The sequence below is a fragment of the Halomonas sp. C22 genome, from assembly GCF_007655045.1.
In the GTDB taxonomy this organism is placed as follows: domain Bacteria; phylum Pseudomonadota; class Gammaproteobacteria; order Pseudomonadales; family Halomonadaceae; genus Vreelandella; species Vreelandella hamiltonii.
Genome location: NZ_VBVC01000003.1, coordinates 186424 through 209167, shown reverse-complemented (window position 1 = coordinate 209167; position 22744 = coordinate 186424). Strand labels below are relative to the sequence as shown.

The following is a 22744-nucleotide window of genomic DNA, read 5'->3' as shown; positions in this document are numbered from 1 at the left end:
AGCCTGCTAATTATTTTGTTAGACTAAAGTATTCCTTCTGATGCTTTCCTTGGGGCTTCCCGAGGGGCAGTGAGTGAGTACGCCAATGACTCCTGATCAACGTTTCAGCCGCTGGGTACGTATTGCGCTGGCGGCGTTTGCGGTGCTGTTCGTCTATTTTCTGGTGGCTGACAGCTTCATGCCGATGACCCCAGAGGCACGGGTAATGCGGCCGGTGACCCAGATAGCCCCGGAACTGGGGGCGCCCGTGGAGGCGGTGCTGGTGAACGACCACCAGCGGGTAGCCGCAGGGGACGTGCTGTTCCGGCTGGAGCCCGCGCCGTTCGAGCTGGCCCGGCAGCAGGCCTTGCTGAACCGCGAGCAGGCCGAGCAAGAGAACGCGCGGCTGCGGGCAGAGCTGGCGGCGGCCAGGGCATCGCTGGTGTCTGCCCAGGCGACTCTGGAGGAGCGTAGCGGTGAGCGTCGCCGCGCCGAGGCGCTGCTGGGGCGGCAGGGCATCTCCCGCCAGCAGTACGACCAGCAGGTGGCCGCCGAGCATACCGCCCAGGCGGCCGTGACCTCTGCCCAAGCACAAATCGATAGCCTGGAGGTGCAGTTGGGAGAGGTGGGCGAGGCCAATCTTCGCCTGCGCCAGGCCAACAATGCGCTGGCCCGCGCCGAGCTGGATCTGGAAAGAACCCAGGTACGCGCCCGCGAGGCGGGCGTGGTGGCCAACCTGCAGCTTCAGCCGGGAGATTATGTGCCAGCGGGGCAGCCGGTGATTGCGCTGGTGGCCGACCGAGCAGAGATCGTCGCGGACTTTCGTGAAAAGAGCCTGCGCCATGTGAACGTGGGCGACGAGGCCCAGGTCGTGTTCGATGCCTTGCCAGGGCACATTGCCAAGGGCCGCGTTACCGCCCTGGAGGCGGGCGTGCGCGAAGGGCAGCTGGCAGCCGATGGTCAGTTGACCAGCATTCCTACCTCCGACCGCTGGGTAAGAGACGCCCAGCGCATGCGCCTGCACATCGCGCTGGACGATCCCTTGACCACTGCCCTGGCCTCACTACCCCCCAGCGGAGCACGGGCCACGGTGCAGCTATGGCCGGGCCAGCATGCCCTGGCGGCGCCCTTCGCCTGGCTGCAAGCGCACCTGGTGAGCTGGCTGCACTATGTCTACTGATATGTCTACTGACATGTCTACTGATACGCCTAGGGGCAGGTCTATGGATCGGTTTACCAAACGGCTGACTCACCGATTCAAACAGCGTTTCCGTCATCCGCCCAAGGCGCGGCCCGCGAGCCGCCTGGACCAGAACGGCTTGCGCCAGTGCGTGCGCGTGGCTGGGGGCGGGCTGCTGGGGTTCGTGGTCAGCCAGTTGATGGGCTGGAACTACGGGGTGTTTTTCACCGTGTTCCCGATGTTCCTGCTGGGCATGGTGCCTGTATTGAATGCTGGCATCATCCGTCAGTTTCTGGCCAATGGCAGCCTCAACGCGCTGGAGGTCAGTGTGGTGGTGGGGCTGTTGAAGCACATGCCGGTGGTGATGACGCTGGTGGTGCTGGGGCTGTTTCTGCTGCGCTTCTCCTTGATGGCCAGAGGGCCGCTGTTTCTGTTCGGTGCCAACGGCGTCTTGACGCTGAGCATACTGCTGCACTTTGCCAGCTACCCCAGCGTAGACCTGGGCGATTTGCTGGCCAGCAACCTGATGGCCAGCGTGCTGGCCGTGTTCATCGCCATGCTGATGCATACCCTGTTCCCCGATACCGAGCCCCGCCAGCCGCCGCCCAGGGTGGCCAAGCCGCTTGCCCAGGTGCGCCATGAAACCCTGCTGGGCGGGATCACGGCCACGCTCTCGTTCGTGGTGTTCCAGGTGTTCGACTTGCAGGGGTCGCTGTCGGCGCAAATGGCCACCATCCTGATTCTGTTCACGCTGGGGTATCAGGGCGCTCGGGTGTCGGCGGCCAAGCGCGCCGTGGGCACCTTGCTGGGATGCAACCTGGCGCTGGCCATGCAGCTCGTCCTCTATACCCAAAGCCACCATTTCCTGCTGGTGGTACTGCTCTATTGGCTGGGCCTGATGCTGTTCGCCCGCGAGCACATTCTGGAAGGCGGCGGCTCTGGCATCGGGTTTGGCGGCTTGACCACGCTGGGCATTCTGTTCGGGCAGTCGCTGGGGCCTCAGCAGGACCTGGTGTACAGCGCGCTGTACCGCTTCTCTTCCATGAGCGTGGCGCTGGTGGCAACGCTGGTGGTGATGGCGTGCGTGCAGCGGGTGCTGAACCGCTTTGCGGCCACTCGGCTTGCTTGAAGGCCGCTTGAACAGGCACCAGGCCTTTGCAAAAAAGAAAATGGGCAACTTTGGCAATACCCGCTACGCTGATAACAGGCCGCACGGTCAGGTAGACCCGCAGTACAGCGGCCGCTTCCCTACTAACGGATTAGAGGTGTTCGTCATGGCAGGTACTTCAGATAAAGCAAAAGGCACAGCCAACAAGGCAGCAGGCAAAGTGAAAGAGGCGGCTGGCAAGGCGACGGGTAGCACCAAAACCGAAGCCAAAGGCAAAGCGCAGCAGGCCAAGGGCGAACTGCAAAAAGGCAAGGGAGAAGCCAAGGACAAGCTCAAGAAGTAATACGACAGCCACCGAGTATGTATTCGTTGCCGGATGGCTAGCCCCAGGGCCAACCGTTCAGGCTATCGATCCGGCGGCCAATACTCTTTCAATAACAACACCGGAGCCCTTGGGCTCCGGTGTTGTTTTGTGCGAGTCATAAAAGGGGCCAGCAGGCTTAGTGCCCGTGAGAGACGCCGGTGCCGCCCACCGCGACGATATTGAACGGCTTGCCTTCCAGGGCCATCTCATCGACCTTTTCGAAGGTTTCCGCACTGACGAAGTGCAGCGTTTCGGTAGCAGGGTCGGTGACCACGATATGCTCACCCGCCACGGCAATGCGTGGGCGCGGGTCGTTCCAGTGGCCATCCATGGAGTAGGGCTCGGTCAGGCGCAGCGACTGGGTCAGCTCGCCGTTCAGCACATCCAGTTGATGCAGCTGGCCATCTTCGGTGAACACGTAGGCGTAGCGGGCGCGAATCGGGTCCACCGCAAAGTGCACGCGACGGGTAGGCAGTTGCACCAGCTGGAAGCCTTCTTCACCTTCGGTGGGGTCGACCAGCAGCACGCGGTCTGGCCCGTAGTTACCCAGGAAGTACTGTAGCCCGGTGCCGCCCAGCAGGGTGGAAGCACTGCCTTCCGGCAGGGAGCTAGGGTAGGGCAGGTGGGTGATCTGGGGCGTGCCGTCTTCCGTGGCGATCAGCAGCAGGCCGGTGTGGCAAGCCAACGCATAGAGGCTGCCAGAGCCCGCCGAACCGTGCAGCCCAGGGCAGGCCACTTCATCGCCGACCAGGTGGCCGTCGCTATCCAGCACCTTGGCACCGACCGGGCGTTGAGACGCATCTTCCGGGTTGACCACCGTCACTACCGCATGCTGGTGGAAAGGCACGGCCACCCCGTGGTGCGCCGCCTCCACCGGCACCGTACGGACCTCGGGGGAGTCTGCCAACAGGCTGCTTTCGGTGAACAGGCGGGCTTCGTCTTCACCATCGAACCACTGGGCAATGTAGCCCTGGCGCTCGACGAAGTGGGCGGGGCGCTCTCCTTCCAGAACCGTGCTCAGCAGCGCCGGGGCGGCCACCTCGATATCGGCGTGGTCGCCGTGGTCATGGAAAGCGATGCCGGTATTGATCACCGACACCGTGTTTGCCGCCCCTTGCACGGCAAATACCGCCTCGCCGCTACGGGTGCGATGCAGCGCCGCCGGGCCTTCCAGCTCGAAGGTGTCCAGCAGCGACTTCTCCGTGGCGTCGATGACGTGGACCACGGCATCCTGCTGGTCGGCGACCACCAGCCGCCAGGCCGTGACGTTTTCATCGTCGCCATGGCTGTGGCTATGGCTATGGGAGTGGTCGTGGGCCTGCACGGCGGCACTGCCTACCGCGAAAGCGAGCGCGGTCAACGCTTTGCCTACAAACATCGGGGTCATCGTTTCTCTCTCCTTGAGCCCAGAAGGGGCGTGGTTAATCACCTGGGTGGCTACTGCAGCGCCGTCACAAGGGTGTCGACGTTATGGCGCATCATGTCGAGGTAGCTGGCCGCCGGGCCATCCTCCCGCGACAGCGCGTCCGAGTAGAGGGTGCCGCTGAGCGACAGGCCGGCCTCCTGAGCGATTTGCTCGACCAGCCGAGGGTTGGAAATATTTTCGGCAAATACCGCCACGGCGCTCTGCTGCTCGATGGCATCGATCAGCTTCGCCACATGAGCGGCTGTGGCTTCGGACTCGGTGGAGACCCCCTGCGGGGCCAGAAAGCGCACGCCGTAGGCCTCTTCGAAGTAGCGAAAGGCATGGTGTGCCACCACCACGGTACGCCGGGATTCGGGAATCCTGGCGATGCGCTCATGGATTTCCTGATCCAGCGCTTCCAGGTCCTGTTCGTAGCGCTGCTGGTTGGTGCGGTAGGCGTCACAGCCTTCCGGGTCCGCCTCGCAGAAGGCGTCGGCAATGCGCACTACATACGCCCTGGCATTGGGCACCGACTGCCACGCGTGGGGGTCGTAGGGCGCTTCATGGAACACCGCCCGGTCGCCATAAAAGTGGTAGTGCCCGCCCATGGGGTCTTCGAGATGCACCGCGTGCTCCGAGACGGTGACCACGCTGGCCTCGGTACCGCTGGCCTCGATCAGGCGAGTAAGAAAGCCCTCGAACATCAGGCCATTGATGAGCACCACGTCTGCCTGCGCCACCTGGCGAACGTCGGCGGGGGTGGGCTCGTAAACGTGGGCGTCGTCGTTGGCGCCCACGATGCTGGTAAGCGCGATGCGTTCGCCGCCGACCTGGCGGGCCAGGTCTTCGATGATCGAGAACGAGGCCACCACGTTCAGGGCGGGCTCATCGGCCATGGCGTTCAGGCTGCCCAGCGCCAACATGCCCGCCGCCAGCAGAGAAGGTACGCGTTTCAACAGACCCACGGTGAGGCTCCTTGATTAAATGTATATGTTATAACATAACAAAAAAGAAGCCGAACATCAAAGGGGCCGAACATCCAGTGGGTTGCTCCCCCCGCCCGCAGGCGGGGGGAGAGCGGTCACACCTCCTGGTACAGCTCGCTGCCTTCCCGGCGGAATTTCTCCGCCTGCTCCTGCATGCCCCGCTTCACCGCCTCAGCGTCGCTTTCAGCGGCGTTTTCCGGGGTGCGGTCGCGGTAGGTGTCGCGCACTTCCTGGCTGATCTTCATCGAGCAGAACTTCGGCCCGCACATGGAGCAGAAGTGGGCCACCTTGGCGGAATCCTTCGGCAGGGTTTCATCGTGGAATTCCCGGGCGGTGTCCGGGTCCAGGCCCAGGTTGAACTGGTCTTCCCAGCGGAACTCGAAGCGCGCCTTGGAAAGGGCGTTATCGCGCCGCTGCGCCGCTGGGTGGCCCTTGGCCAAATCCGCCGCGTGGGCGGCAATCTTGTAGGTGATGATGCCGGTTTTCACGTCATCCTTGTTGGGCAGGCCAAGGTGCTCTTTCGGCGTTACGTAGCAGAGCATGGCGCAGCCAAACCAGCCAATCATCGCCGCCCCAATGCCGGAGGTAATGTGGTCGTAGCCGGGGGCGATATCCGTCACCAGCGGGCCGAGGGTATAGAAGGGCGCTTCGTCGCAGTACTCCAGCTGCTTGTCCATGTTCTCTTTCACCAGGTGCATGGGCACGTGGCCGGGGCCTTCGATCATCACCTGCACGTCGTGTTTCCAGGCAATGTGGGTGAGTTCGCCCAGGGTTTTCAGCTCCGCCATTTGCGCTTCGTCGTTGGCATCCGCAATGGAGCCGGGGCGCAGGCCGTCGCCCAGCGAGAACGCCACATCGTACTGCTTGCAGATCTCGCAGATCTCCTCGAAATGGGTGTACAGGAAGCTCTCCTGATGGTGATACAGGCACCACTTCGCCATGATGGAACCGCCACGGCTGACAATGCCGGTGACGCGGTTGGCGGTGAGCGGCACGTAGCGCAGTAGTACCCCCGCGTGGATGGTGAAGTAATCCACCCCCTGTTCCGCCTGCTCGATCAGCGTATCGCGGAAGATCTCCCAGGTGAGGTTTTCGGCAATGCCGTTGACCTTCTCCAGCGCCTGATAGATGGGCACCGTGCCAATCGGCACCGGCGAGTTGCGGATGATCCACTCGCGGGTTTCATGGATGTTCTGGCCGGTTGAGAGATCCATGATGGTATCCGCACCCCAGCGGATGCCCCAGGTCATCTTGTCCACTTCCTCTTCGATGGAAGAGGTGACCGCCGAGTTGCCCAGGTTGCCGTTGATCTTCACCAGGAAGTTGCGGCCAATGATCATCGGCTCGCTTTCCGGGTGGTTGATGTTGTTGGGAATGATCGCCCGGCCACGGGCCACCTCATCGCGCACGAACTCCGGGGTGATCTCCTTGGGCAGGCTGGCGCCGAAGCTCTGGCCCGCATGCTGATGGCCCAGAATGCGCTCTACCTCTGCCGTACCCAACGCCTGGCGGCGCTGGTTTTCACGCAGGGCGATGAACTCCATTTCCGGCGTGATGATGCCCTGGCGGGCGTAGTGCAGCTGGGTCACGTTCTTGCCCGCTTTCGCGCGGCGGGGTGTGCGGGTCAAATCAAAGCGCAGCTGGGCAAGGGTGGGGTCGTTGGCGCGGCGCTGGCCGTACTGACTGGTGGGGCCATCCAAAAACTCGGTGTCGTTGCGCTCTTCGATCCAGGCCCGGCGCAGCTCCGGCAGGCCCTGGCGCAAATCGATGCGGGCGTTGGGGTCGGTGTAGGGGCCGGAAGTGTCGTACACCAGCAGCGGCGGGTTCTGTTCATCCACGCCGCTGGTTTTGGTGGGCGAGAGGGTGATTTCCCGAAACGGCACGCGAATATCCGGCCGCGAGCCTTCCACGTACACCTTGCGTGAGCCGGGCAGGGGTGCCACGGCGGCGGCATCGACCTGGGCGGTTTCGGCTAAAAAGTGCGCGGTTCTGCTTTTGACGGTCTTGGTCATGACGGTTGCTCTGTGTTGTAGGAGGTTATTCAGAAAGGTCGAGACCCATCTGCCAGAAGTCGATTTCCAGGCGGGTGGCATCGCGGAAGATCTTGCTCAGCTCAGCAAAACGGGCAGGGGTGACATCCGCCAGGCGGGCATCGAGCCACGCAAGCTCGGCCTGCATGGCGGCCTGGAACTCCTCGCCTTCGTACATGGCGATCCAGGCATCGAAGGGGTTTTGCGCGCCGCGCAGCGTAGAAGGTTGCGCGTTCAGCCAGTTGGCGATTTCGCCGTAGCCCACCAGGCACGGGGCCAGCGCCACGTGCAAATCGAGCAGGTCGCCGCGGTTGCCGGTATCCAACACGTAACGGGTGTAGGCCAGCGTGGCACGGGCTTCGGGGAGTTCGGCAAGCGCTTGCTCGCTGATGCCCCACTCCTGGCAAAAGCCCACGTGCAGGCCCAACTCCACATCCACAATGGCTTTTAAACCTTCGTGGGCCTGGCGCAAATCCGCCAGGGTGGGGCTTTTGTAGGCGGCCAGCGCGTAGGCGCGGGCGAAGTGGATCAAGAACAGGTAATCCTGCTTCAGGTAGTGGCGAAACGACGCCTCAGGCAGCGTGGCGTTGCCCAGCTGACGCACGAAATCGTGCTCGATGTAAGCGCGCCAATCGTTCTGGCAAGCGGTAGTGAGATCGGTAAAGCGGTAGCCCATATTGGATGCCTCCGGTGGTACAGCGAACCGGCGCACGGGCGAAAGGAGAGTGAGTTGGGGCAAGGAATCAGGTGAACATGGCGCACCCCAACCACCGCTTGATTCCTACGCCGGTACTAGCCGGATCAGGTTCAACGGGCCCCGCCGTGACGACTTGCTGCAGCAGCCAGCCGTATAGCGATCTCAGCCGGTTCCACCGGCACCCCGTCAAGCAGTATTCAGCGCAGTGTAGGAGGCGGGTGGGGGAGATGCAAGGGGGCGTTAACTTGATCGACCACGGGCTTCATGGAAGCATAACTGCCCTTCACTAACCCAATGGACTTCTGACACCCGCAAATCCATTGCCTAGCACATGGGTGTATATTTGGGTGGTTTCGATACTTTTATGGCCCAGCAGCTCTTGAACAGTGCGAATGTCAGTACCTTGGCTTAGTAGCTGAGTGGCGAAACTGTGCCGCAAAGAGTGGCATGAGCCAGGGCGTGTTAAAGAAGATGAGCGCATGGCATATTTGACGGATTTTTGGACGGCAGAGGCATGAATGTGATGTAGAACGACGCGCCCCCTCTCATCGAAGCAAGGCCTGGAGGAAGGGAAAAGCCACTGCCATGCAAGTGAAATACCCGCGTTCGGGTATTTACGGTCCAGAGCATATGGCAGTGACACAGGAATAGCGTTGGCTTCAAGGCGAGCGTTCAGTTGTTGTTCTGCCATTTGTATATGCGTATGTAATGGCTGGACGCAAGAAGGCGGCAGTAGCGTGGTGCGGTCTTTGTTGCCTTTGCCTGCATACACCGTGATGACTTGCCTTGAGAAATCAAAATCTTTGACGCGAAGCCGACAGGCTTCGGAGACACGTAAACCTGAGCCGTACATCAGTGAGGCCATGAGAAGCATAGAGCCAGACAAGTGCTGAAATACCTCCATTACTTCCTGATGAGAAAGCACCACTGGTAAGCGCTGAGGGCGCTTGGCTCGGCTAAATTGACCAATCTCGCCAAGCGGCTGGTCCAGCACATGGCGATAAAGGAAGACGATGGCATTGAGTGCTTGATTCTGTGTAGCCGCTGCCACGTGCCTTTCGATTGCCAGATACTCCAAAAATTGCCGTACTTCATGACCTGTTAGCGTGGCAGGGTGACGTAAATTATTAAACCGAATGTAAAATCGAATCCAGTAACAATAGGTTTTTTCGGTGCGTAAGCTATAGCGCTTGACCCTCATGGTTGCCTTGACGCGTTCCATCAGTTTCATGGGAGAATGCCTCAATAATGCTGTATGTAAAAACAGTATTATTGAGGCGAGCAAAACGCGCAAGCCCGCGAATTCTGGCTACATCGCCAAAATTCTCTTTGCACGCTGTAGAATCAATGAGGTAGATTCAATTTGGTGGCTATGAAACCTCAGTCATTGTGATGTCACGTTCATTGAGGTTTCATGGCAGGGCGTATAATCACTGTTAGAAGGTAAAGAAAATGCAGCGTACTTTCCCAAACATGTTGTTGCCACCAGAAATAGCGTACGAATTTCTTGGGACTTTTGCGCGCTGCGAGTACGCCCTCAAGGGTTCTGGGTTTGCACGCGGAAATGAAAACTCTGTAGATGCAAACTGGGATGCCTTTGCCATAAGTATAGATCAGAGCTTTCAATCCTTGGCAGATCCTGAGTTCCGTGAGGCGGTTGAATACCTCTTGACAGAACCACCGAGGAAGCAAATTCTTAATAATGGTCGGGTTGATTGGAAAGAATCTCCACCCGATAGAAATTTACCGCAGGCGCAACAAGTATTACTAATGGTTCGAAGGGTCAGGAACAACCTCTTTCATGGCGCTAAAATTTGGTCTCCTGAGTATAGTAATCGTGAGCGCGATATAAAACTTGTAAGAGCTGGGCTATTGGTTATGAAACGGTGTATTAACTTCAGCGACGAAGTTCATATGGCATACGAAGTAGGTGTCTTCTAACAATGCAAATCAGGCTGACGGCATTTCCGTTTCTTGTTTTGCGGTTCAACGCTACGCTACCGCAAAACAATCCACTTCAAAGCCGCAGCTGTTTGCGGCGTTAAATTTTTTGCCTACCCTCGCAGACTATGCTGTAATACATTGTAGTCACTAGGTATGAGGGGCATAATCATGAGCGTCACCACGGTTCGCCTTCAGGCAGAAGTTGAACAGCGTTTGGAAGCAATCGCCAGCAGGCTGCACCGTAGCAAAAGCTGGGTGATCAACCAGGCATTGTCGGAATACATAGAAAAGCAGCAGCTTGAGCAAGAGCGTTGGAAACAAACGCTAGATGCAATGGAGTCTGCTGCCCAAGGCAAGGTCGTTGATGCCAGCGAGGTTCACAATTGGCTTAATAGCTGGGGAACCGAAAACGAGCAGGATGCGCCGAGGTCAGGTAAGTGAAGCTGGTTTACACGGATGAAGCCATTGATGATTTGAAACGCCTCAGGGAGTTCGTTGCTGTGCACAACCCGTCGGCGGCAGCCAGGATTGCTACCGAACTGGTTGGCAAAATCGAATTACTTCCCGACTTCCCCAGAATGGGCACACCAGTTGAAATGGCACCGGTGCCTGACTCTGTTCGAGATATGGTTTTCGGAAAATACGTTGTTCGATATTCAGTTCATGCCAGTGCCATCATTATTCTCCGGGTGTGGCATGGCCTTGAGGGCGAACGATAGCAATTTAACCAAACGCGGCACTTGGACGCCCTTGTCTCCGCTTCGCTACGTCCTGGTCACGGGGGCACTTTGGGGTTAGCCCATCATATTGAGGGTTGTGTTCACGTGATATTGCGCATCGCTGTTGGTTTCTTGATCCTGTTCTCGGCATCTGGCTCGGCGAGCGAGCCGCATGCCCCGGCGCAGCCCAGCGAATCGGATGTTCGTTTGGAAACCGCCACCGGCACCCTTTTTGGTTCTTTGCTCCTGCCGCCCTCTACCGGGCCACATCCGCTTGTGTTGCTGCATGCCGGTTCCGGTCCCACGGATCGCAATGGCAACAGTGCTATTTTACCGGGGGCAAATGACAGCCTGAAGCTGCTTGCCGAGGCGCTTGCTGTGCGGGGGATCGCCTCGGTCCGCTATGACAAGCGGGGAGTGGCGGCCAGTGCAGCCGCTGCACCTTTGGAGAATGAGCTTCGCTTCGACACCTACGTAGAGGATGCCGCCGCATGGGTTCGTCAGCTTCGGACGGATTCTCGCTTTGGCACGATCACCCTGCTCGGGCACAGTGAGGGGGCGCTGATCGGTATGCTCGCAGCAAAGCAAGCGCGTGCGGATGCCTTCATCTCGGTTGCTGCACCGGCACGTTCCGCGCCAGAGATTATCCGCGATCAGTTGCGCCCGCAGCTTTCGGATGAGCTGTGGCAGGACAGTGAGCGCATTCTCTCCGAGCTGGAGCAAGGTCGCACGACAGAGGGCGTGCCGCCAGCGTTGGCCTCGTTGTTCCGTTCTAGCGTGCAACCTTACCTGATCTCGTGGTTTCGGTACGTGCCGACCGAGGAGATCCAGCATGCCCCCGGCCCGGTGCTGATCGTCCACGGCACCACGGACGTACAGGTCAGTCCGAGCGAAGCGGAGCCGCTCAAGCAAGCGCGTCCAAATGCAGAACTGTTGCTCGTGGAGGGAATGAACCACGTGCTCAAGATGGTTTCGACCAATCCGGCGCAGCAAAGCGCTTCGTACTCAGACGCGTCGCTGCCTGTAGCCCCACTGTTGGTGGAGCGCATCGTCGAATTCACCGACCGTGTGCAGCGTCTACCTTAGAAGCCCAACCAGCCTTATCGCCATTAAGGCGCTCCTGCCCTGGGCCGCTGGGGGCTGATATGTTAGGCCTTAAGTGGCTTATCCTAACAGCATCTGTTTGAAAAGCTGGTTGGTGATCTTACGAGGGCCTATCCACATTGAGGGAAAGCTCAGCGTTAAATCAGTAGTGATACCGCAGTTGGGCTACAAGCAAAGCGTCGTCCGTGAGCTTGTAAACGATGCGGTGCTCTTCGTTGATTCGCCGAGACCAGTAACCCGCGAGGCTGTGTTTAAGGGGTTCTGGCTTGCCGACTCCTTCAAATGGCGCTCGCTTGATTTCTTTGATTAGCTTGTTGATTCGGTTGAGAATCTTTTTGTCAGTTTTCTGCCAGTACAAATAGTCTTCCCAGGCGTTCTCGGAAAAGATGAGCTTCATTCAAGAAGCTCCTTTTCCTGACCGCCCCCTTGCTCCAACTCGGCAACGGATTCCAGTAAACGGCGGGCGTTTTTGGGCGCGCGCAGGAGGTAGGCTGTCTCTTGCAGTGCTTCATAGTCTTCGAGAGAGATCATGACCACGGATTGCGCCTTGTTGCGGGTGATGATCACAGGGGAATGGTCTTCACAGACCTGCTCCATGGTTTTTGCTAGGTTGGTTCTAGCGGCGGTGTAGCTGATGGCATCCATAAAGGGTACTCCTGTACGCGATCTTGTTAATGTACAGAATAGCGTACAGGGTTGGGTTTGCCAATTGGCTTCGCCGCGTTCGGTTTTCTCCGCTTTAAAACAGCGGTTGAGCCGGTGATGCCCACGAATCGTATCCCACGCTAAGCCGTTGATAGGCGATTGCTCACACCATCATTAAGCCCTGCTTGCGTGTTGGCGGCGGATAGGCGGCATCCATCTGTGCCAGGTCCTCGTCATCGAGCCGGACCTTATCTGCATCAGCGTTCTGTTTGAGGTGGTCCAGGCTCACGGCTTTAGGAATCGCGATCACGCCGGGGTGGCGCAGTGCCCAGGCAAGCGCGATTTGCGCGGGAGTGGCGCTGTGTTTGTCGGCGATGCGTTGCAGGGTGCGGTCTCGAAGTAGTGCGCCGCCTTGCCCGATGGGGCAGTAGGCCATAAGCGGCATGTTTTGCTGGGCTTGCCAGGGCAGCAGGTCGTACTCGATGCCCCGTGCTTCGGGGTTGTAGAGGACTTGGTTAGTGGCGCACGCAGGCGCGTTTAGCTCTTCCAGGTCGTCAACGTCGAAGTTCGACACGCCCCAGCGCAGGATCTTGCCCTGCTCGCGTAGCCGCTCAAACGCTTCCACGGTGTCGCTCAGCGGGTATTGGCCGCGCCAGTGCAGCAGATAGAGATCAATCGTATCGGTGCCCAATCGGCGCAGGCTGCGTTCGCAGGCGGCTTGAACACCTTGGGCGCTGGCGTTGTGGGGGTAAACCTTGCTGACCAGATACGCCTGCTCGCGCCGCCCACGAATGGCTTCACCCACGATTTCTTCAGCCCCGCCCTCGGCATACATCTCGGCGGTATCGATCAGCGTCATCCCCCAATCCAGGCCTTCTCGCAGCGCCCTGACCTCAGCCTGCCGCTGCATGGCATCCTCGCCCATGTGCCAGGTGCCCTGACCAATACGGGGTACGCTGGTGCCGCCTAGCTCAATCGTCTGCATATCTTGCTCTCCTGGTGGCATTTCTGTTGCGATGTGGTTCTGACTGCCCTAGGCCATCGCCGTTCATGCACCCAGCGTAGACTATCCGTGTCGAAAGCGGTCTTCATTTGAAAGACCAACGCATGAGCTTGCAAAAATAGGGCAGGTGGTGACCCGTGAGAGATCATCGAGGTAAATTCTGAGATCATTGTAGATACTGGCTATGCCACCTTTGGTGGCAACTCTCTATGAAACCCGAGGAACCCTCATGGCCGAATACACCGCTTCCATTCACTGGGCCCGTGGGGCCGATGAAGCCTTTGTCGATCAGCGCTATAGCCGTGGGCACGAGTGGGTGTTCGATGGTGGCGTCCGCGTGGCGGCGTCGTCATCGCCCCATGTGGTGCCATTGCCCCACTCGGTGGAGGCCAACGTCGACCCGGAAGAGGCGTTCGTGGCTTCGCTTTCCAGCTGCCACATGTTGTTCTTCCTGGCCCTTGCCGCTCAGCAGGGCTTGGTGGTGGAAAGCTACGTGGACCACGCCGTGGGGGTAATGGAGAAGGGCAGCGACGGGAAAATTGCCATGACCAGGGTGACACTGCGGCCCAAAGCGCTGTTTGCAGCGCAAGCACCTTCAGTCGAGACGCTCGAACAGCTCCATCACGCCGCCCATGAAAAGTGCTTTATCGCCAACTCCGTCAAGACCGAGGTCGTGACCGAAATTCAGCGTTGAAGCGGGGCTGTAGGGGCTGTACAGGATGGCAAAACGTCCTGGCAGCGGTTAGCCTAAGCGGTTGATGGATACTCTCGGTAAGCGGATAGGCACTGCCATGGAACACTCCTCTAACGTCACGTTGGCGCTGGCCGACGCTTCGACATTCGATGCATTCAAGCAAGAACTCAAGGCCTCGTTCAGCGTGGCCGTGGAAGAGGCCTTTGGTGCGGTAGAGCCGGGTCTGATTCCATCGGATGATGATATCGACCAATCCCTGACCGCCCCCGATGCCGTGGTGCATCACATCCTTCTGGATGGTGAGAAAGTGGGCGGTGCAATTGTCACCCTGGAGGCATCGACCCAGCGCAATACTCTGGATCTGTTCTACCTCTTGCCCAACTCCCTCGGGCGTGGGGTGGGCTACCGTGCCTGGCAGGCTATCGAGCAGGCGTACCCCGCCACGCGGGTATGGGTGACCCACACGCCGTACTTCGAAAAGCGCAACATCCACTTTTATGTCAACAAGAGTGGTTTCAAGATCGTCTCTTTTTACCACCGTGACTACCCCGCTCCAGGCGACGAAGCGCGGGGCAGCAAGGTACACAGGCTAGAGTTTTTTGGTTTTGAAAAAGTCATGATGTAAGCCCGCAAGAAAAGGATTTTAAAGTGACCGTAAGAGCAGCAGAAAGAAGCGATATTGCCGCCATGGCCGAGGTGTATCAGGCCTGTTTCCCACGCGAGAAGAACCATGCCCAGTGGATCGAGGCATCGTTTAACGCCTACCCGCGGGGAGTGTACTACGTGGTAGAAGTAGCGGGCGTGGTGCGTGGCTATATCCTGTGGTGCGTAAAGAACGGCTTTCGGGAAAAAAGCATCATCGAGCTGGAGCAGATCGGCATTCATCCCGACGCGGCGGGCCAGGGGCTGGGTAAGCGGCTCATCGTGGAGTCATTGGCTCCGTTCAAGGCCCACGTGCGTGGCCTGGGCTGCGGTGTCGGGGCGGTGATGGTGACCACCTCGGAAGGCAACTTCGCGGAAAAACTGTATCAATCGACCCTGGGGGTTTCCCGCGCGGCGGTGGTCAGCGGTTATGGTGCCGGGGATGAGGTGATTCTGTATAACCCCAGCATGGCGTAGCCAGCGATGGCGTGCGGAGAATTTTCAAGGAGCAGAACATGAAGGGCGAGTGCCTGTGTGGGGAAGTGGCGTTCACGATCGAGGGTGAGCTACCTCACCTGTACCAGTGCCACTGTTCGTTATGTCGCAAGGCCACCGGCGCGGCGGCCAATGCGGCCACCTTCGTGCCGGGGGAGCAGTTTCAGTGGCGCTCAGGGCAGGGGAATGTTCGCTCGTATCAGCGGGAAAGCGGCTATCGCAGCGACTTTTGCGCCACCTGCGGTAGTCCGGTGCCGAATCAACTGCGCGGCAGCGACTGGATGTGGGTGCCTGCTGGGCTGTTGGAAGGCGAGACCGATGCCAGGGTGGCGGTGCATTTGCATGTAACCTCGGCGGCTACCTGGGAGCAAGAAACCAACCACTGCCAGCGTATCCAGGGCTCTCCCGAGAGCCTTCAGGCACTTCACGCTCTGCTTCAGTAGGCGTGCGGATGAGTGGCCAGTGTCCTGGCTATCATCGTACCTTGCAAAAGTCGCGCTACACTCATGTTGTCTATTTTCGCTTACTGCCCAGGAAGGTTACCCATGAATCACCGCCAACCACGCTGGATGCGTGCTGCGCTGTCGGCGTGCGTGCTGTTTGCTTCGTCTGTTGCGATGGCGCAAGACGAACCCATTACCGCCGAGCTGGCGCGTATCGAACAGGCGCTGGACGCGCGCATTGGCTTTGCGGCGCATGATCTGGCCACGGGCCAGCGCTGGGAGGTGAACGCGGATGAGCGCTTTGCCATGTCCAGCACGTTCAAAACGCTGGCGTGTGGCGCGCTGCTGGAGCAGGTGGATGAAGGGCAGCTAGCGCTGGATACCGAGGTCAGTTTCGATGAGTCGGCGCTGGTGACTTACTCGCCGGTGACCGAGCAGTATGCGGGGCACCAGCCAATGACGCTGTTCGAGCTGTGCGATGCCACCATGACCACTAGCGACAACACGGCGGCCAACCTGATACTGGAAGCCCTGGGCGGGCCGGGAGCCATCACGGCTTTTGCGCGCCGCCTGGACGATTCCGTTACGCGGCTCGACCGTTTCGAGACCGAGCTGAACGAAGCCACGCCCGGAGACGAGCGCGACACCACCACGCCCAATGCCATGTTGGCCACCCTGGAAACGCTGGTGCTGGGCGATGTGCTCACCCCGGAATCTCGGCAGCAGTTGCAAGACTGGATGAAGGGCAACGCCGTGGCCGATGGGCTGTTTCGTGCCGCCATGCCTTTCGATTGGGTGATCGCCGATAGAACCGGTGCAGGTGGCTATGGCTCTCGTTCCATCACGGCCATCATCTGGCCTCCTGAGCAGGCGCCCACCGTGGCCGTGTTCTACCTCACCGAAACAGACGCAACGTTCGAAGCGCGCAACGAAGCCATTGCGTCGTTGGGGGAAGTGGTGCAAGCGTATCTGGATGAGCGCTGAACATCGCTCCTGAGCACCCGCAGGGTGGCTCATGGCTACCCTGCGGGTGATGTACATGAGGCTACGCAGGTTACAGTGCCTGTAGCATATCAGTAACGCCACCGCCGGTATGCTCTATCAGCACCATCACTCCAATCCCGATCAATACCACCCCGCCCATCAGCTCTGCCCAGTGGCCCACGTAGCGCCCCAGTTTGTGGCCGAGCAAGGTGCCCATCGAGGCCATGACGGTGGTCGCCAGGCCGATGGCCAAGCTGGTGGTAATGATATCTACGTCGATAAACGCCAGGCTGGCGCCGACGGCCATGGCATCCAGGCTGGTGGCAATGGCGGTCAGTACCAGCAGCCAGAGCGTTTGCTTGCGGTGGGCTACCTGCTCTTCTTTTTTGAGCCCTTCGTACATCATGTGCAGGCCAATGGCGGTCAGCAGTACAAATGCGACCCAGTGGTCCCAGGCTTCCACGTACTGTTGAGAAGCCTTGCCTGCTACCCAGCCCAGCACTGGGGTGATCGCTTCGATGGTGCCGAAAATCAGGCCAATGCCCAGGGCATGTCGCCAGCGGGGTTTGGTCAGTTCGGCCCCTTTGCTGAGTGACGCAGCAAAGGCATCCGCCGACATGGAAACCGCTAAAAAGAGCAGGGCTACAGGTGTCATCGCAAACGGCTCACGTTATCTGAAGAACCAGTGAATACCTATACCCGAGTATGTGGGTCGGGTATTTGAATGGACGGAATCCTATCAGGTTTTAGAGTGATAACAAGCGCGTGATTAAAAAATAAAGTTTGCGTTAAGTAATAAATATAGCCTTGGCTAAGAATATGAATGTCAGCTTATTTTGTTGGTGTTTATTAATCTTGCAGGCAGGTTGAAACGAAGAAAAGGCCAAGCACGATGAACAGTCCGCTCTCATCGTGCTTGGTTCAGGGCTGAGCGTGTCAGATTAGCCCGCTAACCCCCACTCAATGGTGGGAAGTGCAGAGGCAAAGAAGGGGCGATCACCTTTTATCGTCACTCGCTCACCGCGACGTGCTTGCCCAGCGTAGTCGAAAATAGCGCGGTGCTGAGTGCAACGATTATCCCAGATGGCCAGGCTGTTGGGTGTCCAGTTCAAACGCACGGTCCATTCGGGGGCCTCTTGATGCTGGTAGAGAAACGCCAGCAAGGCTTGGCTTTCGGCATGGCCAAGCTCCACGATTTCCCGGGTGAAGCCACGGTTGACGAACAGGCTTTTGCGGCCTGTTTCCGGGTGTGTCCGTACCACGGGGTGAATGGCCTCCGGGTAGGTGGCCCCATTGTTGAAGCCGAACTGGCTACGGTCTTTGGCCGCTTGATTGCCATAGTGCAGGCGGTAGGTTGCCTCTCCTGAGTGAACAGCGGTGAGGCCCTCCAGAAAACGCTGCAGGGCGGGAGAAAGCGCTTCGTAAGCAGCATAGCCACTGCTGAACAGAGTGTCTCCACCTCGTGCGGGAACTTCGCGCAGGTATAACAAACTGCCCAGCGGCGGCTCTTCGTCGCAGGAAACATCCGAGTGCCAGTGCCCGCCGTTGACAGCACGCTTGCCGCTGCGAATGGCTTTGGGGTCATTCGAGGAGTTGGCATCGGCTTCGATGGGGAATATCTCTGGGTATCCCTCGGGAGCCTTGGCCATGGGGTGAATATGCAACTCGCCAAAGCGCTTGCCCAAGGCAATATGCTGGTCTCGGGTAAGCACTTGATTGCGCAGTATCAAGACCTGGTACTCCAGAAACAGCGCTTTGAGTGTGGAAAATCCCTCTTGGTCGAGGTGTGCTGCGTCGAGCCCTTCGACTTCTGCGCCAATATGACCACTGAGTGGGCGTACCGACAGGCCAGTGTTTTTATTTCGATTAGTCAGCATGTGGTTAGTCTCCTGGCGTAGGTGGCCGAGCCTTTTTTTGAAAAGCATCGTTTTGAAAAGCGTCATTTTGAAAAGCGTCGTTTTGAAAAGAGTTGCGTTGCTGTCGTGACACTATTGAAGACCCTTGAAGAGATTTCCAAATAACAAAATCGGCTAACGTTTTTATACGACGCACATGGCGTTTTTTTGAATAACGTTTTCAGCCAGGGAGTGATAAGCGTGCTTAAAAGAGTCATTTCTGATGATGCCAGCCGCTCGTTAAGGTGGTGCCATCCATCACTTGGCTTGGAGCACTTTCATGAAACAACGACTGTTTTCTGCCGTTGGCGTATCACGCACCCTATTGGCCGCCTCCTTGGCAACGGCGTCTCCGGTGTTTGCCGCCGAACCGCTGCGTATTGCCGAGCAGTTCGGCATTACCTACCTCTTGCTGCATGTTGCCCGTGACCAGTCGCTGATCGAAAAATACGCTGCCGAGCGAGGGGTAGACGTAGACGTTGAGTGGCTGCAGCTGTCAGGGGGGGCAGCGGTCAACGATGCGCTGTTGTCGGGCAGTATCGATATTGCCGGGGCGGGCGTTGGGCCGCTGTTGACCGTGTGGGACCGAACCCATGGCAATCAGAATGTCAAAGGCGTGGCGTCGCTGGGCGAGTTTCCCAATTTCCTGATCACCAACAACCCTGAGATACGCACGCTGGCCGACATTAGCGAGCGAGACCGCATTGCCGTGCCTGCCGTCGGCGTATCGGTGCAGTCACGTTTTTTGCAAAAGGCGGTGGTGGATGCCTTCGGCAATGATCAGTTCGATCGGTTGGAAGGCAACACCGTGGCGTTACCCAATCCCGATGCCACGGCTGCCTTGATTAGCGGTGGCACTGAAATCAACACCCACTTCTCAGCGATCCCTTTCCAGTATCAAGCGCTCGAACATGAAGGCGTGCACAAGATCACCGATTCGTACGAGATCATGGGCGGGCCGATTTCACCTACCGTTCTGTATGCCACGGAGGCATTTCGCGCTGACAACCCTGAGGTCTACGCAGCGTTTCTGGAGGCCCTGGAAGAGGCCAGAACCTTCATAGAAGAAGACCCTCGCGAAGCGGCGCACATCTATCAGCGCTTGAGCGGCACGCAGCTGGATATCGACTTTCTGGAATCGATCATTACCGATGAGCAAGTGAGTTTCTCGCTGGTGCCCCACAACACCTTCCCTCTGGCAGAGTTTCTGTTTGAGGTCGGCGCGATACGTAATGAGCCCACCTCATGGCAGGACTACTTCTTCGATGATATCCACGCTTGGGAGGGGAGCTGATGTCGATTGCACTGCGTAAACGCCATGTGCTGGGTGAGGCCTCTCTGGGTCGTGAGGCTTACTCCCCAACGAAAACACCTGTTGCCGCTGCAGCCCCCAGGCTGGAAGTCGATAACGTCACTTTGGAATACCGCACGCGTCAGCATGTCGTGAAAGCCACACAGCAGGTGAGCTTCAACGTGCAGGAAGGTGACCGGTTCGTACTGCTGGGGCCTTCGGGCTGTGGCAAGTCTACGCTGCTCAAGGCCATCGCGGGCTTTCTTACCCCTGTGGAGGGCAGTATTCGCCTGGATGGTCATACCTTGCATGGCCCTGGCCCCGACCGCATCGTGGTGTTTCAGGAGTTTGATCAGCTACCGCCCTGGAAGACCGTCAAACAGAACGTCATGTTCCCACTGCTGGCCTCTCGCACGTTGGGCCGCAAGGCGGCGGAGTCACGTTCGCTGGAAACACTGGATAAAGTCGGACTGAGGCAGTTTGCCGATGCCTACCCGCACACGCTTTCCGGTGGCATGAAACAGCGCGTGGCCATTGCCCGTGCGCTGGCCATGCGGCCACGGATATTGCTGATGGATGAACCCTTTGCAGCGCTCGATGCGCTCACTCGGCGCAAGATGCAGGAAGAGTTGCTGGCCCTGTGGGAGCAAGAGGGCTTTACGCTGCTGTTCGTGACCCATTCAATCGAAGAGGCACAAGTCATTGGCAACCGAGTGTTGCTGTTGTCGCCCCATCCCGGTCGAGTGCGCGCCGAGCTGGGCTGCGCTGACGATAGCTTGCACAGCCTGGGCAGCGAAGCCACGAAAGCGCGCACGCAAACCATTCATCGGCTGCTATTCGAACATGAGGTGGCGCCATGAGTGTGTTAGCCAATCCTGTGGAAGAGACCCAGGTCACGTCTTCCACGACCGTGCGTTACAGCTATGTGGAAGGGCTTTACTGCCCGCGCTGCGCGGCCGAGTACGCCCATCAGCACGTTCAACAGCTTTGCCAGTGTGGCTCGCCGCTACTGGTGCGCTATGACCTCGAGGCGCTTGGGCGTTCATGGTCGAAGGAGGCGCTTGCCCTGCGCCCCTGGAACCTGTGGCGTTATCACGAGCTGCTGCCCGTGACGACACCAAGTGCCATCGTCAGTTTGGGGGAAGTGGTCACACCGCTGATCGAGTTGCCTTCACTGGGTGCCGACATGCGCCTGAATAATCTGGTCATGAAAGACGAAGGCTTGTTACCCACGGGGTCGTTCAAGGCGCGAGGGGCGGCGGTGGGCATTTCCCGCGCCAAAGAATTGGGGGTGACGCACCTGGCCATGCCAACCAATGGCAATGCGGGTGCCGCGTGGTCGTTATATGCCGCTCGGGCAGGCATCAAGGCCACCATCAGCATGCCACTGGATGCCCCCTTTATTACGCGCCAGGAGTGCGCTGCAGCAGGCGCCCGTCTAACGCTGGTCGATGGCGTGATCAGTGATTCGGGCAAACAAATTGCGGAGTGGGTAAACGCCACCGGTCATTACGATGCTTCCACGCTCAAAGAGCCGTATCGCATCGAGGGCAAGAAAACCATGGGCCTGGAGTTGGCCGAGCAGCTCGGTTGGCAACTGCCCGATGTGATTCTGTACCCCACGGGCGGTGGCGTTGGGCTCATCGGTATCTATAAAGCCTTGCAGGAGCTTCAAGCACTGGGTTGGGTGACCGGCAAGCTGCCGCGCTTGATTGCCGTGCAAGCCAGTGGCTGTGCGCCCATCGTCAAGGCGTGGCAAGAAGGCGCTCGGGTATCCGAGTTCTGGGAGCGCAGCCATACCCATGCGTTTGGTATCAACGTACCGAAGGCGTTGGGGGATTTTCTGGTGTTGGATGCCCTGTATGCCACTGGTGGGCGTGCCATTGCGGTGAGTGAAACGGCCATTCGCTGGGAGCAAACCCGAGCAGCTCAATTGGAGGGCACCTTCGTATGTCCCGAGGGCGCTGCCGTGCTTGCCGCTGCCAGGGAGTTGAGCACGCTCGGCGAGATCGGCACTCATGAACGCGTGGTGGCGCTGAATACGGGCGCGGGCATCAAATACCCCGATAGCCAATCATTTCAAGTCGACGTACTGGGTAAAGAAAGTGCTATTCCCGTTCTGGGAGAGACGACGGCCTCAGGAGATCCACATGAGCGTACATGACCTGCGTGGTTCCATCGACCCACATGCTGATCGCTTCTTTGACTTGCCGCCTGTCGATGAACGCGATTTGAAAGTCACGCGCAGCGCTGGTCAACGACTATGGGATCAGAGCGTGGTGCGTAAAACCGTCATTCTGCTGTTATTGGTGGCCGCTTGGGAGGTGGTGGCCAGGGTGCAGAACAATCCGCTGATGCTTCCCAGTGCCATGGAAACCGCGAGTGCCCTTTGGCATGGATTGGCATCAGGCGTGTTGCTGGCAAGGGTGGGGGCATCGCTGAGCGTACTGCTGAAAGGCTTTGCGCTAGGCGCATTTCTGGCCTTGGCGTTGACGACATTGGCGGTGTCCACCCGTATTGGTCGCGACTTGCTGACCACCTTGACGTCCATGTTTAGCCCGCTGCCCGCCATTGCCCTGTTGCCGCTGGCGCTGCTCTGGTTCGGCCTGGGCGAGGCCAGCTTGATTTTCGTGTTGGTGCACTCGGTGCTGTGGGCCATGGCGATCAATATTCACGCAGGCTTTCAAGGTGTGTCAGAAACGCTACGCATGGCCGGGCGCAATTATGGTCTCAAGGGATTGCGCTATGTGGCGTTCATTCTGATTCCCGCGGCGCTGCCTGCCTTGCTGGCCGGGTTGAAAATTGGCTGGGCGTTTGCCTGGCGTACCCTGATCGCCGCCGAGCTGGTGTTTGGTGCGTCGTCAGGCAAAGGTGGCCTTGGCTGGTACATTTTCCAGAACCGTAACGAGCTTTACACCGATAACGTCTTCGCAGGTTTGGTCGTCGTCATTGTGATTGGCCTGCTGGTGGAAAACATCTTCTTCGATAACGTCGAGCGCCTGACGGTGAAGCGCTGGGGCATGGTGCGCTGACATGTCTACCTAGCGAGCTGTTGGCTTTCCATATCCCTTCAACGGCTGCCTTGAGCTATTGTATGTTTGGCCATTTCCATCAGGCGACATATATGAAAGACAGC

At 58.8% G+C, this 22744-nt stretch carries 26 protein-coding genes and 1 riboswitch; of the genes, 16 read left to right on the top strand and 10 right to left on the bottom strand.

Translation table 11 applies throughout. The features are described 5' to 3' along the window. Nucleotides 1-85: 85 nt before the first annotated feature. The 3 genes from FEU76_RS07670 to FEU76_RS18830 are packed head-to-tail and all read left to right on the top strand — an operon-like array spanning nt 86 to nt 2610. Nucleotides 86-1159: an HlyD family secretion protein gene (locus FEU76_RS07670; protein ID WP_144981850.1), complete on the top strand. Its 1074-nt coding sequence runs from the start codon at nt 86-88 to the stop codon at nt 1157-1159. A 43-nt stretch (nt 1160-1202) separates the two neighbouring features. Beyond that, complete coding sequence (locus FEU76_RS07665) at nt 1203-2288, top strand: DUF2955 domain-containing protein (RefSeq protein WP_144981848.1); 1086 nt, start codon at nt 1203-1205, stop codon at nt 2286-2288. A 7-nt stretch (nt 2289-2295) separates the two neighbouring features. Further along, nucleotides 2296-2610 (top strand): CsbD family protein, encoded by a 315-nt coding sequence (locus FEU76_RS18830; protein ID WP_373294923.1) that lies wholly within the window; start codon nt 2296-2298, stop codon nt 2608-2610. A gap of 157 nt (nt 2611-2767) precedes the next feature. On the opposite strand, the gene aztD is transcribed toward FEU76_RS18830, so the two are convergent. From aztD to FEU76_RS07635, 5 genes are all read right to left on the bottom strand, one after another. Next, nucleotides 2768-4018 (bottom strand): zinc metallochaperone AztD, encoded by a 1251-nt coding sequence (aztD, locus tag FEU76_RS07655; RefSeq protein ID WP_144981845.1) that lies wholly within the window; start codon nt 4016-4018, stop codon nt 2768-2770. A 50-nt stretch (nt 4019-4068) separates the two neighbouring features. Continuing rightward, nucleotides 4069-5001 (bottom strand): zinc ABC transporter substrate-binding protein AztC, encoded by a 933-nt coding sequence (gene aztC / locus FEU76_RS07650; RefSeq protein ID WP_144981842.1) that lies wholly within the window; start codon nt 4999-5001, stop codon nt 4069-4071. A gap of 116 nt (nt 5002-5117) precedes the next feature. After that, nucleotides 5118-7034 carry a phosphomethylpyrimidine synthase ThiC gene (thiC, locus tag FEU76_RS07645; RefSeq protein WP_144981840.1) on the bottom strand — a complete coding sequence of 639 codons (1917 nt, stop codon included), beginning with the start codon at nt 7032-7034 and terminating at the stop codon, nt 5118-5120. A 25-nt stretch (nt 7035-7059) separates the two neighbouring features. Next, nucleotides 7060-7728, bottom strand: coding sequence for a thiaminase II (gene tenA / locus FEU76_RS07640; protein WP_144981837.1), 669 nt, complete (start codon nt 7726-7728; stop codon nt 7060-7062). A gap of 85 nt (nt 7729-7813) precedes the next feature. Beyond that, a riboswitch (TPP riboswitch) is annotated at nt 7814-7945 on the bottom strand. A gap of 90 nt (nt 7946-8035) precedes the next feature. Further along, nucleotides 8036-8980: an integron integrase gene (locus FEU76_RS07635; protein ID WP_186299115.1), complete on the bottom strand. Its 945-nt coding sequence runs from the start codon at nt 8978-8980 to the stop codon at nt 8036-8038. Nucleotides 8981-9201: 221 nt separating this feature from the next. On the opposite strand from FEU76_RS07635, the gene FEU76_RS07630 reads away from it, so the two are divergent. The 4 genes from FEU76_RS07630 to FEU76_RS07615 all read left to right on the top strand — a co-directional run bounded on the left by FEU76_RS07630 (nt 9202) and on the right by FEU76_RS07615 (nt 11498). Next, the gene (locus tag FEU76_RS07630; protein ID WP_144981834.1) at nt 9202-9690 is read left to right on the top strand and encodes a hypothetical protein; all 489 of its coding nucleotides are present in this window, start codon (nt 9202-9204) and stop codon (nt 9688-9690) included. Nucleotides 9691-9861: 171 nt separating this feature from the next. Then, nucleotides 9862-10134 carry a CopG family ribbon-helix-helix protein gene (locus FEU76_RS07625; RefSeq protein ID WP_139525303.1) on the top strand — a complete coding sequence of 91 codons (273 nt, stop codon included), beginning with the start codon at nt 9862-9864 and terminating at the stop codon, nt 10132-10134. Next, nucleotides 10131-10412: a type II toxin-antitoxin system RelE/ParE family toxin gene (locus FEU76_RS07620; protein ID WP_139525304.1), complete on the top strand. Its 282-nt coding sequence runs from the start codon at nt 10131-10133 to the stop codon at nt 10410-10412. The genes FEU76_RS07625 and FEU76_RS07620 overlap by 4 nt, the downstream gene beginning before the upstream one ends. A gap of 105 nt (nt 10413-10517) precedes the next feature. Further along, entirely contained in the window at nt 10518-11498 is a 981-nt protein-coding gene (locus FEU76_RS07615) for an alpha/beta hydrolase (RefSeq protein ID WP_144981831.1), read from the top strand. Between the two features lie 160 nt (nt 11499-11658). Here the strand turns inward: FEU76_RS07615 and FEU76_RS07610 are convergent, their stop codons facing one another. From FEU76_RS07610 to FEU76_RS07600, 3 genes are all read right to left on the bottom strand, one after another. Further along, the gene (locus FEU76_RS07610; protein WP_144981828.1) at nt 11659-11913 is read right to left on the bottom strand and encodes a Txe/YoeB family addiction module toxin; all 255 of its coding nucleotides are present in this window, start codon (nt 11911-11913) and stop codon (nt 11659-11661) included. Then, complete coding sequence (locus tag FEU76_RS07605) at nt 11910-12161, bottom strand: type II toxin-antitoxin system Phd/YefM family antitoxin (protein WP_039176654.1); 252 nt, start codon at nt 12159-12161, stop codon at nt 11910-11912. The genes FEU76_RS07610 and FEU76_RS07605 overlap by 4 nt, the downstream gene beginning before the upstream one ends. 163 nt (nt 12162-12324) lie before the next feature. Beyond that, complete coding sequence (locus tag FEU76_RS07600; RefSeq protein WP_144981825.1) at nt 12325-13146, bottom strand: aldo/keto reductase; 822 nt, start codon at nt 13144-13146, stop codon at nt 12325-12327. A 247-nt stretch (nt 13147-13393) separates the two neighbouring features. Between FEU76_RS07600 and FEU76_RS07595 the strand changes: the two genes are divergently transcribed. From FEU76_RS07595 to bla, 5 genes are all read left to right on the top strand, one after another. Then, a complete protein-coding gene (locus tag FEU76_RS07595; RefSeq protein ID WP_144981822.1) occupies nt 13394-13858 on the top strand; it encodes an OsmC family protein in 465 nt (154 codons plus the stop codon). A 97-nt stretch (nt 13859-13955) separates the two neighbouring features. Next, a complete protein-coding gene (locus tag FEU76_RS07590) occupies nt 13956-14483 on the top strand; it encodes a GNAT family N-acetyltransferase (RefSeq protein ID WP_144981819.1) in 528 nt (175 codons plus the stop codon). Between the two features lie 23 nt (nt 14484-14506). Beyond that, nucleotides 14507-14977, top strand: a complete 471-nt coding sequence (locus FEU76_RS07585) for a GNAT family N-acetyltransferase (RefSeq protein ID WP_039176635.1) — start codon at nt 14507-14509, stop codon at nt 14975-14977. 38 nt (nt 14978-15015) lie between these two features. Next, complete coding sequence (locus FEU76_RS07580; protein WP_144981816.1) at nt 15016-15438, top strand: GFA family protein; 423 nt, start codon at nt 15016-15018, stop codon at nt 15436-15438. A gap of 63 nt (nt 15439-15501) precedes the next feature. Beyond that, nucleotides 15502-16422: a class A beta-lactamase gene (bla, locus tag FEU76_RS07575; protein WP_446718802.1), complete on the top strand. Its 921-nt coding sequence runs from the start codon at nt 15502-15504 to the stop codon at nt 16420-16422. A 70-nt stretch (nt 16423-16492) separates the two neighbouring features. Here bla and FEU76_RS07570 read toward each other — a convergent pair whose 3' ends face one another. Further along, a complete protein-coding gene (locus FEU76_RS07570) occupies nt 16493-17077 on the bottom strand; it encodes a manganese efflux pump MntP (protein ID WP_096922495.1) in 585 nt (194 codons plus the stop codon). Between the two features lie 286 nt (nt 17078-17363). Continuing rightward, nucleotides 17364-18299, bottom strand: coding sequence for a TauD/TfdA dioxygenase family protein (locus tag FEU76_RS07565; protein ID WP_144981809.1), 936 nt, complete (start codon nt 18297-18299; stop codon nt 17364-17366). 298 nt (nt 18300-18597) lie between these two features. Between FEU76_RS07565 and FEU76_RS07560 the strand changes: the two genes are divergently transcribed. Genes FEU76_RS07560 through FEU76_RS07545 form a run of 4 tightly spaced genes read left to right on the top strand, consistent with a single transcriptional unit; the run spans nt 18598 to nt 22640 of the window. Then, nucleotides 18598-19611 carry an ABC transporter substrate-binding protein gene (locus FEU76_RS07560; RefSeq protein ID WP_144981806.1) on the top strand — a complete coding sequence of 338 codons (1014 nt, stop codon included), beginning with the start codon at nt 18598-18600 and terminating at the stop codon, nt 19609-19611. Beyond that, nucleotides 19611-20468 carry an ABC transporter ATP-binding protein gene (locus FEU76_RS07555; RefSeq protein ID WP_144981803.1) on the top strand — a complete coding sequence of 286 codons (858 nt, stop codon included), beginning with the start codon at nt 19611-19613 and terminating at the stop codon, nt 20466-20468. The genes FEU76_RS07560 and FEU76_RS07555 overlap by 1 nt, the downstream gene beginning before the upstream one ends. After that, a complete protein-coding gene (locus tag FEU76_RS07550; RefSeq protein WP_222114793.1) occupies nt 20465-21772 on the top strand; it encodes a threonine synthase in 1308 nt (435 codons plus the stop codon). The genes FEU76_RS07555 and FEU76_RS07550 overlap by 4 nt, the downstream gene beginning before the upstream one ends. Then, complete coding sequence (locus FEU76_RS07545; protein ID WP_144981800.1) at nt 21759-22640, top strand: ABC transporter permease; 882 nt, start codon at nt 21759-21761, stop codon at nt 22638-22640. The genes FEU76_RS07550 and FEU76_RS07545 overlap by 14 nt, the downstream gene beginning before the upstream one ends. The last annotated feature ends 104 nt before the right edge of the window (nt 22641-22744 follow it).